The 14,435-nt window shown below is 72.1% G+C and carries 17 protein-coding genes; 12 read left to right on the forward strand and 5 right to left on the reverse strand.

Annotated features, from left to right (window positions below; translation table 11 throughout):
• The 4 genes from EIY87_RS44860 to EIY87_RS44875 all read left to right on the forward strand — a co-directional run bounded on the left by EIY87_RS44860 (window position 1) and on the right by EIY87_RS44875 (window position 4,307).
• Window positions 1-1,665: an alkaline phosphatase family protein gene (locus tag EIY87_RS44860; protein ID WP_125316186.1), complete on the forward strand. Its 1,665-nt coding sequence runs from the start codon at window positions 1-3 to the stop codon at window positions 1,663-1,665.
• Between the two features lie 174 nt (window positions 1,666-1,839).
• On the forward strand, window positions 1,840-2,169 hold the full coding sequence (locus EIY87_RS44865; protein WP_225440422.1) for a hypothetical protein: 330 nt from the start codon (window positions 1,840-1,842) through the stop codon (window positions 2,167-2,169).
• Window positions 2,170-2,533: 364 nt separating this feature from the next.
• Entirely contained in the window at window positions 2,534-3,655 is a 1,122-nt protein-coding gene (locus tag EIY87_RS44870) for a S1 family peptidase (RefSeq protein ID WP_125316187.1), read from the forward strand.
• 103 nt (window positions 3,656-3,758) lie between these two features.
• A complete protein-coding gene (locus EIY87_RS44875) occupies window positions 3,759-4,307 on the forward strand; it encodes a dihydrofolate reductase family protein (RefSeq protein WP_125316188.1) in 549 nt (182 codons plus the stop codon).
• Here EIY87_RS44875 and EIY87_RS44880 read toward each other — a convergent pair.
• Genes EIY87_RS44880 through EIY87_RS44890 form a run of 3 tightly spaced genes read right to left on the reverse strand, consistent with a single transcriptional unit; the run spans window position 4,304 to window position 6,436 of the window.
• Window positions 4,304-4,894, reverse strand: coding sequence for a TetR/AcrR family transcriptional regulator (locus tag EIY87_RS44880; RefSeq protein ID WP_125316189.1), 591 nt, complete (start codon window positions 4,892-4,894; stop codon window positions 4,304-4,306). The genes EIY87_RS44875 and EIY87_RS44880 overlap by 4 nt on opposite strands.
• Before the next feature lie 4 nt (window positions 4,895-4,898).
• Window positions 4,899-5,768 (reverse strand): alpha/beta fold hydrolase, encoded by an 870-nt coding sequence (locus tag EIY87_RS44885; protein ID WP_125316190.1) that lies wholly within the window; start codon window positions 5,766-5,768, stop codon window positions 4,899-4,901.
• Between the two features lie 41 nt (window positions 5,769-5,809).
• Complete coding sequence (locus tag EIY87_RS44890; RefSeq protein ID WP_125316191.1) at window positions 5,810-6,436, reverse strand: NAD(P)-dependent oxidoreductase; 627 nt, start codon at window positions 6,434-6,436, stop codon at window positions 5,810-5,812.
• A 188-nt stretch (window positions 6,437-6,624) separates the two neighbouring features.
• Here EIY87_RS44890 and EIY87_RS44895 point away from each other — a divergent pair, with 188 nt between their 5' ends.
• Complete coding sequence (locus EIY87_RS44895; RefSeq protein ID WP_225440423.1) at window positions 6,625-7,377, forward strand: D-Ala-D-Ala carboxypeptidase family metallohydrolase; 753 nt, start codon at window positions 6,625-6,627, stop codon at window positions 7,375-7,377.
• 188 nt (window positions 7,378-7,565) lie between these two features.
• On the opposite strand, the gene EIY87_RS44900 is transcribed toward EIY87_RS44895, so the two are convergent.
• The gene (locus tag EIY87_RS44900) at window positions 7,566-8,000 is read right to left on the reverse strand and encodes a YybH family protein (protein WP_125316192.1); all 435 of its coding nucleotides are present in this window, start codon (window positions 7,998-8,000) and stop codon (window positions 7,566-7,568) included.
• 50 nt (window positions 8,001-8,050) lie between these two features.
• On the opposite strand from EIY87_RS44900, the gene EIY87_RS44905 reads away from it, so the two are divergent.
• Window positions 8,051-8,689, forward strand: a complete 639-nt coding sequence (locus EIY87_RS44905) for a TetR/AcrR family transcriptional regulator (RefSeq protein ID WP_125316193.1) — start codon at window positions 8,051-8,053, stop codon at window positions 8,687-8,689.
• Window positions 8,690-8,732: 43 nt separating this feature from the next.
• Window positions 8,733-9,245, forward strand: a complete 513-nt coding sequence (locus tag EIY87_RS44910; RefSeq protein ID WP_125316194.1) for a VOC family protein — start codon at window positions 8,733-8,735, stop codon at window positions 9,243-9,245.
• A 36-nt stretch (window positions 9,246-9,281) separates the two neighbouring features.
• Here the strand turns inward: EIY87_RS44910 and EIY87_RS44915 are convergent, their stop codons facing one another.
• Entirely contained in the window at window positions 9,282-9,707 is a 426-nt protein-coding gene (locus tag EIY87_RS44915; protein WP_125316195.1) for a DoxX family protein, read from the reverse strand.
• Window positions 9,708-10,077: 370 nt separating this feature from the next.
• On the opposite strand from EIY87_RS44915, the gene EIY87_RS44920 reads away from it, so the two are divergent.
• From EIY87_RS44920 to EIY87_RS44940, 5 genes are all read left to right on the forward strand, one after another.
• Window positions 10,078-10,764: a TetR/AcrR family transcriptional regulator C-terminal domain-containing protein gene (locus tag EIY87_RS44920; RefSeq protein ID WP_125316196.1), complete on the forward strand. Its 687-nt coding sequence runs from the start codon at window positions 10,078-10,080 to the stop codon at window positions 10,762-10,764.
• Window positions 10,764-11,858: an FAD-dependent oxidoreductase gene (locus tag EIY87_RS44925; RefSeq protein ID WP_404800160.1), complete on the forward strand. Its 1,095-nt coding sequence runs from the start codon at window positions 10,764-10,766 to the stop codon at window positions 11,856-11,858. The genes EIY87_RS44920 and EIY87_RS44925 overlap by 1 nt, the downstream gene beginning before the upstream one ends.
• A 13-nt stretch (window positions 11,859-11,871) precedes the next feature.
• Window positions 11,872-12,534 (forward strand): alpha/beta fold hydrolase, encoded by a 663-nt coding sequence (locus EIY87_RS44930; RefSeq protein WP_125316197.1) that lies wholly within the window; start codon window positions 11,872-11,874, stop codon window positions 12,532-12,534.
• Between the two features lie 29 nt (window positions 12,535-12,563).
• Window positions 12,564-13,814, forward strand: a complete 1,251-nt coding sequence (locus tag EIY87_RS44935; protein WP_125316198.1) for a PucR family transcriptional regulator — start codon at window positions 12,564-12,566, stop codon at window positions 13,812-13,814.
• A gap of 85 nt (window positions 13,815-13,899) precedes the next feature.
• Window positions 13,900-14,148 carry a hypothetical protein gene (locus EIY87_RS44940; RefSeq protein WP_225440424.1) on the forward strand — a complete coding sequence of 83 codons (249 nt, stop codon included), beginning with the start codon at window positions 13,900-13,902 and terminating at the stop codon, window positions 14,146-14,148.
• The last annotated feature ends 287 nt before the right edge of the window (window positions 14,149-14,435 follow it).

Raw genomic sequence — 14,435 nt, forward strand, 5'->3', positions numbered from 1 at the left:
ATGCTTGGAAAGACCGCCCCGGCCGCGCCCCTGCCCGACTTCGGCCTGCCCCGGCTCGGCCGGCGGCACGCCGTCGCGGGCGGGGTGCTCACGGCACTGGCTGCGCTGCTCGTGCTGTTCGGGCTCCTCGCGCCGGACGACCTCACCGCGTTCTCGGCAGGCGCGCTCGTGCGGGTGCCGGTGGAGGGGGTCGTCGTCGCGGCCTTCGCGCTGGTGCTGCCGCCGCGGGCGCGCAGCGTCGTCGCCGTCCTCTTCGGCCTGGTGCTGGGGCTGCTGACCCTGATGAAGGCGCTCGACACCGGGTTCTACGCCACCCTCGAGAAGCCGTTCGACCCGGTATACGACTGGAGCTTCTTCCACGCCGGCGTCGAGTTCCTGGCCGGCCAGATCGGGGACGCGGCCGCTGTGGCCGCGCTCATCGGGGCCGGCGTGCTCGCGGTGGCCGTCGTGGTGTTCATGGTTCTGGCCGCGTTGCGGTTGGCGCGGGTCGCCGCCGGGCGCCGGACCGCGGCGACCCGGGTCGTCGCGGTGCTCGGGGTCGTCTGGATCGGGTGCTCGGTGTTCGGCGTCGAGAGCGCGCCGGGGCAGCCGGTGGCCGCCCAAAGCGCCGTCGCGCTGGCCTACGGCGACCTCCGCCAGGTGGGCGCCGACCTGCGGGAGCAGCGCCCGTTCGGCGAAGTGGCCGCGGCGGACGCGTTCCGCGGCACGCCCGGTGACCAGCTGCTGACCGGCCTGCGCGGCAAGAACGTCGTGCTCACCTTCGTCGAGAGCTACGGCCGCATCGCGCTCGACGACCCGGCGTTCGGCCCGAAGATCGGCGCGACGCTCGACGCGGGCACCGCGGAGCTGCGCGCGGCGGGCATCGGCGCGAGGAGCGCGTTCCTGTCGTCCTCGACGTTCGGCGGCGGCAGCTGGCTGGCCCACTCGACGGTGCAGTCGGGCATGTGGATCGACAACCAGCAGCGCTACAACGACCTCCTCGCCAGCGACCGGCTCACCCTCGGGGGTGCGTTCCAGCGCGCGGGCTGGCGGACCGTGTGGGACGTGCCCGCGCACACCAAGGACTGGCCGGAAGGGCAGCGGTTCTACCACCCGGACGCGTACTACGACGCCCGCGGCATCGGCTACCACGGCCCCGGCTTCGCCTACGCCACCATGCCCGACCAGTTCACGATGTCGATGCTGCAGCGCAAGGAACTCGGCGGCGGCCGTCCGGTGATGGCCGAGGTCGACCTCGTGTCCAGCCACGCCCCGTGGTCGCCCCGCCCCTGGCTGGTCGACTGGAACCAGGTCGGCGACGGCTCGGTGTTCGCCCCGATGCCGGCGGCGGGCGAAGCCCCGGAGTCGGTCTGGAAGGACCCCGCGAAGATCCGCGACGCCTACCGCGACGCCACCGACTACTCGCTGAAGACGCTCATCTCGTTCGTCCGGCACTACGGCGGCGACGATCTGGTCCTGGTCTTCCTCGGCGACCACCAGCCGCCGGTGGTGACCCCGCAGGGCGCGGTGCACGACGTGCCGATCACGATCGTGGCGAAGGACCCGAAGGTGCTGGACCGGATCTCGGGCTGGGGCTGGCAGGACGGCCTGCACCCGGGCGCGCAGGCGCCGGTGTGGAAGATGGATTCGTTCCGCGACCGGTTCCTCACGGCGTTCGCGCACTGACGGTCCTCTTCGGAATTCCGGAAACGCGCCATCCGTCCAGGGGCGCGGGCTAGCCCGGATGGAGCAGTGTCGTGACTTTCCGCTGCGCGGATTCACTGGCCCGATGAATTGCCGGTAATTCTTCCGCACTTCTACGCTCATTAACGTCGGGTTTCTCCGCGTTGAGGAGTAGGCATGCGAAGGAAATTGGCGGTTCTCGGGGTCGCTTTGTTTTCGCTGTTCGGGCTGACGGTCGTGCCCGCGGCCGCCGCCGGCGGCGACTTCGCGCCACCCGGCTGCTTCGGCGAGCGGTACGGAACCCTGTTCGGGCAGGGTGTTTCGGTCAACTGCTTCCCCGGTGAGGGCTACGGCTACCGGGTGATCGCGCACTGCGCGAACGGCAACGCGTTCTGGTTCGTGGTCGGGGAGTTCGTGCCGTACGGGTTCGGCCCGGCGGTCGCGGAATGTTCGGGCGCGCTGCTCGTGCCGGCGCGGGTGGTTGCTTACGAGGTCGACGAAATCTGATTCGGGCACGGAACCGTCCGGCCATCCCTTTCCCGGGTGGCCGGACGGTGTCGTGCCGTTGGGCTGAGGCAGGGGACGGTCGTGCACGTTCGCTGCCCGGTCGTCCCCGGATGGGCCCGGCGCCCGCCCCGCCGTGCTGTACTTGGTCCAGACCTTCGTCTGGCGCGGACGGGAGAGCCCCGGTTCGCGCTTCTTCGCGTGCCCGGAAGACGTTGCCTCCCAGGGTAATTCCGCCGTCAGTCTGCAATGGACAGACGTTCGCTCCCGCTAATTCCGGACAGAAGACCGGACAAATCTGGACCCGTCGCAGCTCGCCCCGCACACTCGGCGCACGGTGTGTTTCTTTCCCCCCGGAGGAGTCCCCATGCGTCGAAGAATCGCCATCGCCCTCGGCGGCGCCGCCGTCCTGACCGCTTCCCTCGCTTCCGCCTCGCTGAGCCCGGCCGTCGCGTCGCCCGGGCTGATCGCCGCCATGCAGCGGGACTTCGGCCTGACCGCCACCCAGGCCGAAGCCCGGCTCGGGCAGGAAACGTCCGCCGCGCGGATCATGCCCGCCGCGCAGCGGGCCGCCGGGGCCGCGTTCGGCGGCGCGTGGTTCGACCCCGCGCTCGGCAAGCTCGTCGTCGGCGTGACCGACCCGGCCGCCGCCGACGCCGTCGGGAAGACCGGCGCCGAACCCACCACCGCCCGGGTCAGCGCGGCGAAGCTCGACGCCGCGAAGGCCGCGATCGACGCCTCGGCCAAGGCGGACCCCGCACCGGCGGCCGTCAGCGGCTGGCGCGTGGACCCGCGGGCCGGCAGCGTCGTGGTCACCGTGCGACCGGGTGCGCGCGGCGCCGACGTCGACGCCTTCCTCGCCCGTGCCGCGAAAGCGGGTCCGGTGACCGTGGCGAACGCGCCGGCCGCGCAGCCGTTCTCGGCGGGCACCGTCGGCGGCGACCCGTACTACATCAACGGCAACACCCGCTGCTCCATCGGGTTCTCCGTGCAGGGCGGCTTCGTCAGCGCCGGGCACTGCGGCGGGACGGGCAGCTCGGTCGTCGGCTGGGACGGCTCCGCCATGGGCAGCTTCGCCGGTTCTTCCTTCCCCGGCAACGACTATTCGTTCATCCGCATCGGCAACGGCTGGTGGACCGCGCCGGTCGTGCTCGGCTGGGGCACCGTCAGCGACGCGCTCGTCCGCGGGTCCTGGGTCGCGCCGGTCGGCACGTCGGTGTGCCGCTCGGGCTCGACCACGCACTGGCACTGCGGCACGGTGCTGGGGCTCAACGAGACCGTCAACTACTCCCAGGGCGCGGTCTACCAGATGACCCGGACCAACGTCTGCGCCGAGCCCGGCGACTCCGGCGGCTCGTTCATCACCGGTGACCAGGCCCAGGGCGTCACCTCCGGCGGCTGGGGCAACTGCGGCTCCGGTGGCGAGACGTGGTTCCAGCCGGTGAACGAGATCCTGCAGACCTACGGCCTGTCGCTGGTCACGGCGTAGGAAAAAATTCCTCCGGCGGCGGCCGATGAATCCGGCGGCCGCCGCCGGTAGGTACCGGTGCAGCCGCGCCAACGGGGCGCGGCGGGAACCACCGGGAGCAGTCATGAGCGTGATCGTCACCGAATTCGTCACCCTGGACGGGGTCGCCGAGGACCCGGACGGTTCGGGCGGCACGGCGATCGGCGGCTGGGCGTTCCGGCACGGGCCGGAGGCGGTGGCCGGGGACAAGTTCCGCCTCGGCACGCTGCTCGAAACCGGGACCCTGCTGCTCGGCCGTACAACGTGGGAGCTCTTCTCGAAGCTCTGGCCCGGCCGCACCGACGAGTTCTCCAGCCGCCTGAACGCGGCCCGCAAGCTGGTCGTCTCGCGGACGCTGACCGACGTGACGGCGTGGCGGAACTCCTCGCTGCTGCAAGGGGATCTCCTCGAGGCGGTCGAGCGCCACGACGGGGACCTGGTCGTCATCGGCTCGATCGGCATCGCGCAGGCGCTCGCCCGGCGCGGCCTCGTCGACGAGTACCGGCTGCTCGTGTTCCCCAGCCTGGTGGGCGCGGGCCGCCGGCTGTTCGACGGCGCGGTGCCCGCGGACCTGCGGCTGGTTTCGACGACGGCGGTCGGACCGGCGGTGCTGAGCACCTACCGGACGCGCTAGGTCCGCAGCAGGCTCCCGAGCCAGCCGCCCAGCACCTGCTGGACCTCGGCGCGGGTCCGTTCCGGGTCGTCCGCCGCGGCGATCATCCGCGCCGCTTCCATCACGGCGCTGAGCACGAGCTGGGCCAAGGCGCGGACGGGCTGGTCGACGATCAGCCCGTCCGCTCTGGCCTGCTCCAGCACGGTGACGAGCAGGCCGAGGCCGTACTCCGCCTCGATCTCGCGCCAGACCTCCCAGCCCAGCACGGCCGGGGCGTCGGTGAGCGAGATGCGGCGGACCTCCTCGCGCAGGCAGGCGTCGAGGAAGACGCCCAGCCCCCGCAGCATGCCGGTCAGCGGGTCGGCGGCGGCGCCGAACGCGGCTTCGACCTCCTCGGTCAGCTCGCGTTCGAGCTCCTCGACGACGGCCCGGAACAGGCCCTGCTTGTCGCCGTAGTGGTGGTACAGCGCGCCGCGGGTGACCCCGGCCGCGCGGGTGATCTCGTCCGCCGGCACGGCCTGGTAGCCGCGGACGGCGAACAGTTCGCGTGCGGCGGCGACCAAGGCGGCCTTCGTGCCGGCGGAACGGTCCTGCTGGGTACGTCGCACCCGCCTAATCTGCCATGACGCCCGCGAACTCGACGACGTGGCGGGCCAGCGCGGCGGGCTGGTCCTCGGAGACGAAGGTGTAGGAGTCCGGCACCTCCACGAGTTTCGCGGCCGGGAGCAGCGCGGCGAGCCGGTGGGCCAGCCGGATCGGGAACAGCTTGTCCTCGGGTGCCCAGGCCAGCAGCACCGGCCGGTCGAAGGTCTTCAGCTTCTCGGCCGCGGCGAAGGTGTGCCGCGGGTGGACGTCCCTGAGCAGCTTGCGCAGGTCGCGGCGCACCCCGGCCGACTTCCGCAGCTGCCCGAGGTAGGCCTGCGCGACCGCGTCCGGCAGCGGCCGCTTGGTCACCCACCCGAACAGCAGCGGCAGGCGGTACAGCGCCCGGATCCGCAGCAGCTGCCCGAGCACGGCCATCGACCCGGGCACCCGCGCGATCGGCGGCAGCGCCTTGAAGATCGGCGGGAAGAAGTACTCGAAGCAGTCGGACGGCGTCAGCACCACCCGCCCGACCCGCTCCGGGCGGCGGCTGAGCATGATCTGCGTCAGCGCGCCGCCGGTGTCGTTCGCGACGAGCGTGACGTCGCGGAGGTCGAGCGCCTCGAGGAAATCGGCGATCAGGTCGGCGTTGCCGGTGGGGGAGAGGTCGGCGTCCGCGCGCATCGGCAGGTCGTGCGAGCCGAGCGGCAGGTCCGGCGCCAGGCACCGGAACCCGCCGCCGGCCACGTCGGGGACCACTTTCCGCCAGAGCTCCGCGTTCGTCAGCACGCCGTGGACGAACACCACCGGGGCGCCCGAGCCCCGCTCGAAGTACCGCACCTCGCCGGCGGGCAGCCGGACGCGGTGCTCCTGACCCAGGGTTTCGCTGCGTTGCGTCATGCGGGCCAGGTTACATACATGGTGTATGTATGTAAATGTGCTCAGTACGCGACGGTGAAGCGGGTCCGGTGGTGGCGCGGCCGTTCCGCCTCGTCCAGCAGTGCGACCGCGAAGTCCTCCATCGAAATCGCCGACCGGCCGTCGGCGTCGACGAGCAGGTCGTCACGGCCCAGCCGGTAGCGGCCGGTTCGCTCACCCGGCTCCAGGAGTGCGGGCGGGCTGGCGTAGGTCCAGTCGACGGCGGTCTCGGCCCGGTAGACGTCGTGCTGCGCCTGGCACGCCGAGGCGATCGGGCGCAGCTCGGCGGGGAAGTCCGGCGCGTCGAGCACGGTGGTCCCGGCCGGCGTGGTCAGCGTGGCGGCGCCGCCGACGGCCAGCAGTCGCACGCCGGTCCCGGCCAGGCCTTTCAGTAGACCGCGGGTCGCCTCGACCAGTTCGTCCTCCCGGCCGGGTGCGGGGCGGGTCGCCGTGATCACGAGGTCCTGGCCGCGGCTCACCGCGGCGACGTCTTCGGGGTTCGCGGCGTCGCCCGGGCGTACGGGAACCGGCAATCCCTTGGCGCGCCGGGGATCCCGTGCGACGGCGGTGACTTCGTGGCCTCGGCTGAGGGCTTCGGCGACGACCCGGCGGCCGACGTTGCCGGCGGCGCCGAACACGGTGATGCGCATGGGGCTCCTTCGGAGAGGTTGCTTAGCACTAAGGAGACTAGCTTAGCGCTAAGCTAACTGCGCAAGAGGTGGTGGAGAATTCACGAACCGCTCCGCGGCCGCGCCGGAGTGGCGTACGCGCGGTTGGCGGATCTTTGGCCGTCCGGTGTCTGCTGCGGGCCCCGTCGCCGTCCACTCCGGAGGCCTTCGTGACCACTTTCGACCGTCGCACCCTGCTCAAGACCGGGGTCGTCCTCGCCGGCGGCGCCGCCGTGATGACGGCGTTCCCCGGCGTCGCCTCGGCTTACTCGTGGCCGTCGTCGCTGCGGTCCGGTTCGACCGGGGCCGCGGTGAAGGAACTGCAGATCCGCGTCGCCGGCTGGGCCGCCGACGGTCCGAAGCAGACCTGCGTGGCCGTCGACGGCGATTTCGGGCCCGGGACGGCGGCCGCGCTGACGCGGTTCCAGGTCGCGAACCACCTGCCCGCCACCGGGATCGCGGACTCCGACGACTTCGCCGCGCTCAACGCCCTCGAGTCGGCGGACGGCTCGACCGCCCACTTCGAATTCGGCGAATTCACCTCGAAGGACGGCTCCGGCTTCGACGGCGGCAAAGTCGGCGCGGCCACGGTGAAGGAGAACGTCCGGCGGTTGATGTACAAGCTCGAAGCCCTGCGGCTCAAAGCGGGCGGGCGCGCGATCACGATCTCGTCCGGCTTCCGCAGCATCGCGCACAACCAGTCGGTCGGCGGCGCGTCGAACAGCATGCACCTCTACGGGGTCGCGGCCGACATCTACGTCAGCGGGCTGAGCACCCGGCAGGTCTACGTCCTCGCGGAAGCCTGCGGCTTCTCCGGCCTGGAGCGGTACACGCTGTCGGACGCGCACCAGCACGTCGACAGCCGGGTCGAGTACCCCTACGGCTCGCAGAGCTGGTGGTGGGAGAGCGGCACGATCAGCTGAGGACGCGGTGGGCCCCCGGACTTGGCTTCGGGGAAAGGTCGGATCCGGGGGCGCCACCGCCCGCGGGACAGCTGACACGATGTCCTGCGGTGGAACCACCCTACGAACCGCCGGGCCGCCTGAACAGGGCCTCGATGCGGTGTCGAAGGTTTGTCGCCCGGTCGGTCGGCGGACCTACCGAGAGTGGTTCACGAAGCGAGTTCCGCGTCCGGTGGGGGTTCGTCCGGAGGCCGGTCGCCGTGGCGGTGGACGATCTTCCACTCGCCGTCCTCGCGCCGGTACACGTGGGTGACGCGCAGCGTGTACGTCGTGGGCTTGCCGTTGACCGACACCGTGTTGTGCTCGAAGCCGATCGTGTAGGCGAGGTCGCCGCTCGCGCCCGCCGCGACGACTTCGAAGCGGTAGTCGCGCGAGTCCGAGAACTGGGCGGCAACGCGCTTGAACGCCGCGCCGACGTCGGCCCAGCCGGTGCGCAGCGGCAGCCAGGCGCCGAACAGGGACACCGGGTCGGCGTGCGACCAGAGCTCGCTGCGCGGGCCCGCGTCGCCGTTGTGGATGGCGCGTTCGGCGGCGGTCTGCCTGGGCAGCACGTCGGCGAGGAACGCTTCGGTGGGTGCTGGCATGATGACTCCAATACAGTCGTGCTGTTTTCAATACAGTGAGGATGTATCGGATGAACGGGCCCGTCAAGCGCCGCTACGACTCCAGCCGGCGGCAGGAGCAGGCGCGCGAGAACCGGCGGCGCATCCTGGGCGCGGCGCACGAGCTGTTCGTCACGAAGGGTTACGGCCGGACGACCATCGCCGACGTCGCCGCCGAGGCCGGGGTCGCGCCCGAGACCGTCTATGCGGCCTTCAAGAACAAGCCGGCGCTGCTGCGCCGGACCTGGGATGTCACCGTGGGCGGGGACGACGAGGACGTCCCGCTGTTCGACCGCCCGGAGCTGCGTGCCCTGTTCGCCGAGCCCGACCTGCGCAAGCGCTTCACGGCGTTCGCGGTCTTCAACACCGCGACCATGCGGCGGACCGCGCGGCTGCACCTCGCCGTGCGCGGCGCGGCGGCGAGCGACCCCGCGGCGGCGGAGCTGCTCGCCGAATTCGAGCGGCAGCGGCTGGTGGCGATGGCCGGGCACGCGCGCGCGGCCGCCGAGACCGGGCAGCTGGCGGTCGCCGAGGACGAATGCCGCGACGTGCTGTGGTCGACCACGGACGGGACGCTCTGGCACCAGCTCGTCGAGCGGCGCGAGTGGACCGACGAGCGCTACGCGGCCTGGCTCGGGCGGCTCTGGGTGGCTTCGTTCGTGGTAGCCTGAAGTTGAAACTTCAATCGATTACGTGCCGCGCGCGGGAGTCCCGATGTCGATCTTTCGCCTGAACCACGCCGTGCTCTACGTCCGGGATCTGGCGGAGAGCGTCGCGTTCTACCGGGACGTGCTGGGCTTCGGCTACATCGAGGGCGGCGACGCCCACCGCGGCGCGGCCTTCCTGCGGGCGCCCGGCTCGACCAACGACCACGACCTCGGGCTGTTCGAAATCGGGGCCCACGCCGAGGATTCCGGCGCGGGGCGGACGTCGGTCGGGCTGTACCACCTCGCCTGGGAGGTCGACACCCTCGGCGACCTCGAGCGGATCGCCGGCCGGCTCCGCGAGGCGGGCGCGCTGGTCGGGTCGTCCGACCACGGGACCACGAAGTCGTTGTACGCCAAGGATCCCAGCGGTATCGAGTTCGAGGTGGTCTGGATCATCCCGCGCGAGCTGCTGACCGACGACGACCGCGCGAAGAGCGCGGCCATCGGGCGGCTCGACCTCGCGGGGGAGCTGGCGAAGTACGGCCCGGACGCGCGCAGCGGCGTGGGGATCTCCCGCTAGGCGGCCCGGCGGCGCGGGGCGCCGCCGGGCTCCTCGTCAGGCCGTGACGCCGGCGCGTTCCGGCTGCGCTTCCCGCTGCCGGGTGGTGAGGTTGCCGAGCGCGAAGCGGCCGGGGCCGACGAACGCGACGATGAGCAGCGACCAGCAGAACAGCGTCGCCGCCTCGCCGCCGTTCTGGATCGGGAACAGGCCGTCCGGGGCGTGCGCGGTGAAGTACGCGTAGGCCATCGAGCCGGAGCCGAGCACGGCGGCGACGCGCGTGCCGAAGCCGACGCAGACGAGCACGCCGCAGACGAGCTGGATCAGCGCGGCCCACCAGCCCGGCCAGGCGCCGACGGCCGCGGGGGCCTTCGCGCCGAACAGGCCGAACAGGGTCTTGAGGCCGTGGCAGGCGAACAAGAAGCCGATGACGATGCGGTACAGCCCGATGACGTGCTCGCGGGCCGGGTTCAGGCGGTGCATGGTGCCTCCGGTGTCGGTGCGGGCGGCATCGAACCGGCCGGGGGAGGGACCGGCCGCTGCGAATTCGGTTCGCTCACATATACCGCCCGTCCGTCACCCGTCACAAGGTCCTAACGTCGGTTAAGCATAATTAAGTAAAGTGATTCACTGGTTTTCCGGCTGTGCGCAACGTAAAACCGCCGTCAGGGTGATCTTGCTCCAGTGGTTCAGACCAGTTAGCGGAGTGGTCTGCTTCGTGTTTCGGGAATGTTTCGGGATTAATCGCAAGGCGACATTGTTCTGAGAAAATTCTGAGGACCACTCCGTACCCTGGCCGTGATCCGGCTCACCCGAACGTGTTCGTCGCGAACATGTTCGTTATGGTGGGGGCATGGCTCCGGACAGCACTTACAACCGGCGGGAGCGCCCGGCGAAGCCGGCGTTGACGCGTGAAGGCATCGTCGCGACGGCGGTGGCGGTGATGCGCGCCGAAGGCGTCGAGCGCGTCACCATGCGGCGGCTCGCCAAGGAGCTCGACACCGGGGCCGCGTCGCTCTACGTCTACGTCAAGGACACCGAGGAGCTGCACGCCGCGGTGCTCGACGAACTGCTCGCCGAGGTCGAGTTCGGTGGCGAAGGGGACTGGCGCGAACGCCTGTGGGCGGTGCTGGAGTCCTACCGCGCGGTGCTGTTCGCCCACCCGAGCCTGGCTCGGGTCGCGCTGGTGACGCGGCTGAGCGGGCCGAACTACTTCGCGCTGGTCGAGGCGGTGCTGGCGCTGCTCGACGAGGGCGGCATGGCGCCGGGGCAGGCGGCGTGGGCGGTGGACGTGCTGCTGCTGAGCGCGACCGCGGCCGCCGTCGAGCACGGCAGCCGCCGGGAGAAGCCGGGCGCCGCTCGCGAGCACGAGGTCATGGTCGAGTCCGTGGCGGCGGCGTCGCCGCGGACCCACCCGCACATCGCCGCGCTGGCCGCCGACCTGGTGTCCGGCCCCGGCCCCGTCCGCGCGAGGTGGGCGTTCGACGCGCTGCTCAACGGCGCGCTCGCCACCCCGCGCCCCGGAATCGAGGAGTCCTGATGCCCGCGATCGCCATCGCCGGCGGCGGCCTGGGTGGGCTCACCCTGGCCCGCGTCCTGCACGCCCGTGGCATCGCCGCGGCCGTGTACGAACTGGAGGCCACGCCCGGCGCCCGTGACCAAGGCGGCACCCTGGACCTGCACGAGGAATCCGGGCTGCGCGCACTGGCCGAGGCCGGCCTGTTGGCCGAATTCCGGGCCTGCGCCCGCGAAGAAGGCGAAGCGCTGCGGATCCTCGACCGCCACGGCGTCGTCCGGTTCGAGGAGACCGCCGAAGCGAGCGGGGGTACCCGGCCCGAGATCGATCGCGGTGCCCTCAAGCGGATCCTCGTCGAGTCCCTGCCCGGCGGCGTCGTCCGCTGGGGCGCGAAGGTGACCGCGGTGTCGCCGGGGCGGCTCACCCTCGGCACCGGCGAAGTCGTCGAGGCCGACCTGGTGGTCGGTGCCGACGGTGCCTGGTCGAAGGTCCGGCCGCTGCTGTCGGACGCCGTCCCGGTCTATTCCGGACTGTCCTTCGTGGAAGCGCGCTTGTCCGATGCGGACGGACGGTTCGCGGCACTGGTCGGGCCCGGGTCGATGTTCGCGCTCGACGCGGGGAAGGGGCTGATCGCCCAGCGCACCGGCGGCGGGTGGATCCGGGTGTACGCCGCCGTCGAGACCGGGGATCCCGGTGCGGTCGCGGAACTCTCCGACCGGGACCGGCTGCTCGACGCCTTCGCCGACTTCGCGCCCGAACTTCGGGCGCTCATCGCGGACCACGACGGCGTGCTCGTCCCGCGCCCGATCCACGCCCTGCCGGTCGGGCACCGGTGGGCGCGCGTCCCGGGTGTGACACTTCTGGGCGACGCCGCACACGTGATGTCGCCCTTCGCCGGCGAGGGCGCGAACCTCGCCATGCTCGACGCCGCCGAACTGGCGCTCGCGCTGGCGGACCACGACGACGTCGAAAGCGCTCTCTCGGCGTACGAAGCCGCGATGTTCCCCCGCGCGGAAGCCGCCGCGCGGGAGTCTGCGGACAACCTCGAAGCCTGCTTCGCCCCCGGCGCGCCCGCCGCGATGGTCGAGCAGATGACCCGGCTCTCCGCCGACCACTGACGAAAGGACCACCATGACCTTCGACCTCCTCGACACCGGGACCGGCGACCGCACCGTCCTGGTGCTGCACGGCGGCGCCGGACCCCGCGGCGTCGCCCCGGTCGTCGAGCACTTCGCGCCCCGTGCCCGCGTGCTCGCCCCGACCCACCCGGGCTGGTCGGGCACCCCGCGCCCGGACTGGTGCACCGGCGTCGACGACCTCGCGCTGGCCTACCTCGACCTCCTCGAGGACGAAGGCCTCACCGGGGTCACCGTGGTGGCCAGTTCCTTCGGCGGCTGGGTCGCGGCCGAAATGGCGGTGCGCGACCGCGGGCAGCGGCTCGGCGCGCTCGTCCTGCTCGACGCCATCGGCCCGGAGGTCGACGGCGTCCCCGTGCGGATGCCGCGGCCGCCGGCCGGTGCGCCGGGCCCGGACCCGGCCGACCTGGCCGCGTTCCGGACCTACGCCGGCCCCGGCCTGGCCGACCCGAAGCTGCTGCGCCGCCTGGCGCGGGTCCGGATCCCGGCGCTGCTCATCTGGGGCGAGGACGACACCGTCGTCCCGCCGGCCTTCGGCAAGGCGTACGCGGCCGCATTCCCTGACGCGCGGTTCGAGGTGGTGCCGGGCGCCGGGCACATGCCGGCGCTGCAGGCTCCCGGTGCGACGTTCGACTTGATCGACGAGTTCCTCGATTAGCTTGATCCACGACCCCGTAGAGTGGCTCCATGGTGGACGAAGAAGTCGTCTCGGAGCACATCCGGCAGATCGCCGCCACCCTCGCGGACCGCGCGGGCGAGCTCACCGGGGAACTGATCCAGCTGTACGCCGCCGACCTGCCGCAGCTGGTCAACGACGACGAGCGCATGGTCAGCCTGCTGTCGGCGAGTGTCTACCAGAACATCGAGACCGCCCTGCAGATCTTCCGGCACGGCATCGACCCGGCGACCGTCGAGCCGCCGGCCGCGGCGATGGAGTACGCGCGGCGGCTGGCGCAGCGCGGCACCCCGGTGTTCGACCTGATCCGCGCCTACGACCTCGGCCAGGCCGCGATGCTCGACTTCGGGTTCCAGGAATGCATCCGCGTGGTCACGGACGCGGCGCTGCTTGGGGCCATGATGCGCCGGCTGCTGAAGGTCGCCTACGAGTTCATCACCCGGGTGGTCCGCCAGCTCGTCGGCGTCTACCAGGACGAACGCGACCGCTGGCTGCTCAACCGGAGCGCCGCCCGGGCGGCCAAGGTGCTGGACCTGCTCGGCGAGAACGGCGGCCCGCCCGACGTCGACGCGGCCGAGGCGGTGATCGGCTACCGGCTGCGCGGCACGCACGTCGGGCTGGTCGTCTGGCACGCGTCCGAAGCCCACGACGTGCTGTCGCACCTGGAGTCGGTCGCCGGGGCGGTGCTGGAGCGCGCCGGCGGTGAGGGCCGTCCGCTGTTCGTGCCCCGGGACGAAGCCGGCGCGTGGGTGTGGCTGCCGGTCGCGTCGGTCCGCCGCGAGCACCTCGACGCGGCGCTCGCGGACGCCGACCCGGGCGTGCGGGTGACCGTCGGCGACCCGGGCACCGGCGTCGACGGCTTCCGCGACACCCACCAGCAGGCCCGCCGGGTGCACGCGCTGGCGCTGGCCGCCGGTGAGCACTGCGACCGCGTCCTGACCTTCCGCGAGGTGGGCACGGTCGCGCTGATGACGAGCGACCTCAACGCGGCGCGCCTGTGGGTGGCGAGCACGCTCGGGCCGATGTCGGCCGACGACGAGAACTGCGGCCGGCTGCGCGAGACGCTGCGGGTGTTCCTCGCCTCCGGCGGCAGCTACACGGCGGCGGCCGCCGAGCTGACGATGCACAAGAACTCCGTCCAGTACCGCGTCCGCAAGGCCCAGGAGCTGCTGCCGCGCGGGCTGGCCGAGGGACGGCTGGACGTCGAGCTGGCGCTCAACCTGTGCCAGCGGCTCGGCGCGGCGGTGCTGACCCCGGCGTGACTTTGGTATCGCGGACCACCACCCGCGGTGATCGTTGGGTCGCGGGCACGAAGCCGTGCTCGGCCGTTCGGCCTACGGTTCCGGTATGGGTGAGAACGGTGGGATGCTCGCGCTGGTGCGGCTGCGCCGAGGTGTCGTCGGCGAGAGCAGACGCGTCTGCCACCTGATCCCCGTGCCCACCGGCCCGGTCCCCGGCCACCTGACGGCGCTGTGCGGCGAAGCGATCTTCCCCGGCGAGGCCGAGGTGCTCGACGGGCTGCGCGGGATGCCCTGCCACGCGTGCCTGATGGAGAACGCGCCGTCGGGCGGGACCTTCCTGGCCAACGCGGGCTGAGCCGCGCCGGCCCCGCGTGTCCGTGAATGCCACATCGAGGGCCCTCGGGGTCGCTCGATGTGGCATTCACGGTTTTCGGCCGGCGCGACGCCCGTGCGCCGTGGTCGAGGACGGGTCGTCGACGACCGGAACCTCGTCGCGGGCAGAACCCGCGATCCCCTGTGGACACCGCGGCCCGGGTCGCGCGGCCGCTCGATCCTGGATCGATTTCGTGAAATGGGTTGTCGGTGAATATCCGACCGGCGAACCACGCAATTCGGATGCGTCACGGCCGGTAGTCGATCGAG

This window comes from Amycolatopsis eburnea (assembly GCF_003937945.1).
Taxonomy (GTDB): domain Bacteria; phylum Actinomycetota; class Actinomycetes; order Mycobacteriales; family Pseudonocardiaceae; genus Amycolatopsis; species Amycolatopsis eburnea.

Excerpts from the sequence above, each read along its gene's own strand:
- EIY87_RS44920 (WP_125316196.1), top strand. The coding sequence starts at position 10,078 with ATGGCTCCGGACAGCACTTACAACCGGCGGGAGCGCCCGGCGAAGCCG.
- EIY87_RS44875 (WP_125316188.1), top strand. The coding sequence starts at position 3,759 with ATGAGCGTGATCGTCACCGAATTCGTCACCCTGGACGGGGTCGCCGAG.
- EIY87_RS44915 (WP_125316195.1), bottom strand. The coding sequence starts at position 9,707 with ATGCACCGCCTGAACCCGGCCCGCGAGCACGTCATCGGGCTGTACCGC.
- EIY87_RS44925 (WP_404800160.1), top strand. The coding sequence starts at position 10,764 with ATGCCCGCGATCGCCATCGCCGGCGGCGGCCTGGGTGGGCTCACCCTG.
- EIY87_RS44935 (WP_125316198.1), top strand. The coding sequence starts at position 12,564 with ATGGTGGACGAAGAAGTCGTCTCGGAGCACATCCGGCAGATCGCCGCC.
- EIY87_RS44865 (WP_225440422.1), top strand. The coding sequence starts at position 1,840 with ATGCGAAGGAAATTGGCGGTTCTCGGGGTCGCTTTGTTTTCGCTGTTC.
- EIY87_RS44900 (WP_125316192.1), bottom strand. The coding sequence starts at position 8,000 with ATGCCAGCACCCACCGAAGCGTTCCTCGCCGACGTGCTGCCCAGGCAG.
- EIY87_RS44930 (WP_125316197.1), top strand. The coding sequence starts at position 11,872 with ATGACCTTCGACCTCCTCGACACCGGGACCGGCGACCGCACCGTCCTG.
- EIY87_RS44910 (WP_125316194.1), top strand. The coding sequence starts at position 8,733 with ATGTCGATCTTTCGCCTGAACCACGCCGTGCTCTACGTCCGGGATCTG.
- EIY87_RS44860 (WP_125316186.1), top strand. The coding sequence starts at position 1 with ATGCTTGGAAAGACCGCCCCGGCCGCGCCCCTGCCCGACTTCGGCCTG.
- EIY87_RS44885 (WP_125316190.1), bottom strand. The coding sequence starts at position 5,768 with ATGACGCAACGCAGCGAAACCCTGGGTCAGGAGCACCGCGTCCGGCTG.
- EIY87_RS44940 (WP_225440424.1), top strand. The coding sequence starts at position 13,900 with ATGGGTGAGAACGGTGGGATGCTCGCGCTGGTGCGGCTGCGCCGAGGT.
- EIY87_RS44870 (WP_125316187.1), top strand. The coding sequence starts at position 2,534 with ATGCGTCGAAGAATCGCCATCGCCCTCGGCGGCGCCGCCGTCCTGACC.
- EIY87_RS44905 (WP_125316193.1), top strand. The coding sequence starts at position 8,051 with ATGAACGGGCCCGTCAAGCGCCGCTACGACTCCAGCCGGCGGCAGGAG.
- EIY87_RS44890 (WP_125316191.1), bottom strand. The coding sequence starts at position 6,436 with ATGCGCATCACCGTGTTCGGCGCCGCCGGCAACGTCGGCCGCCGGGTC.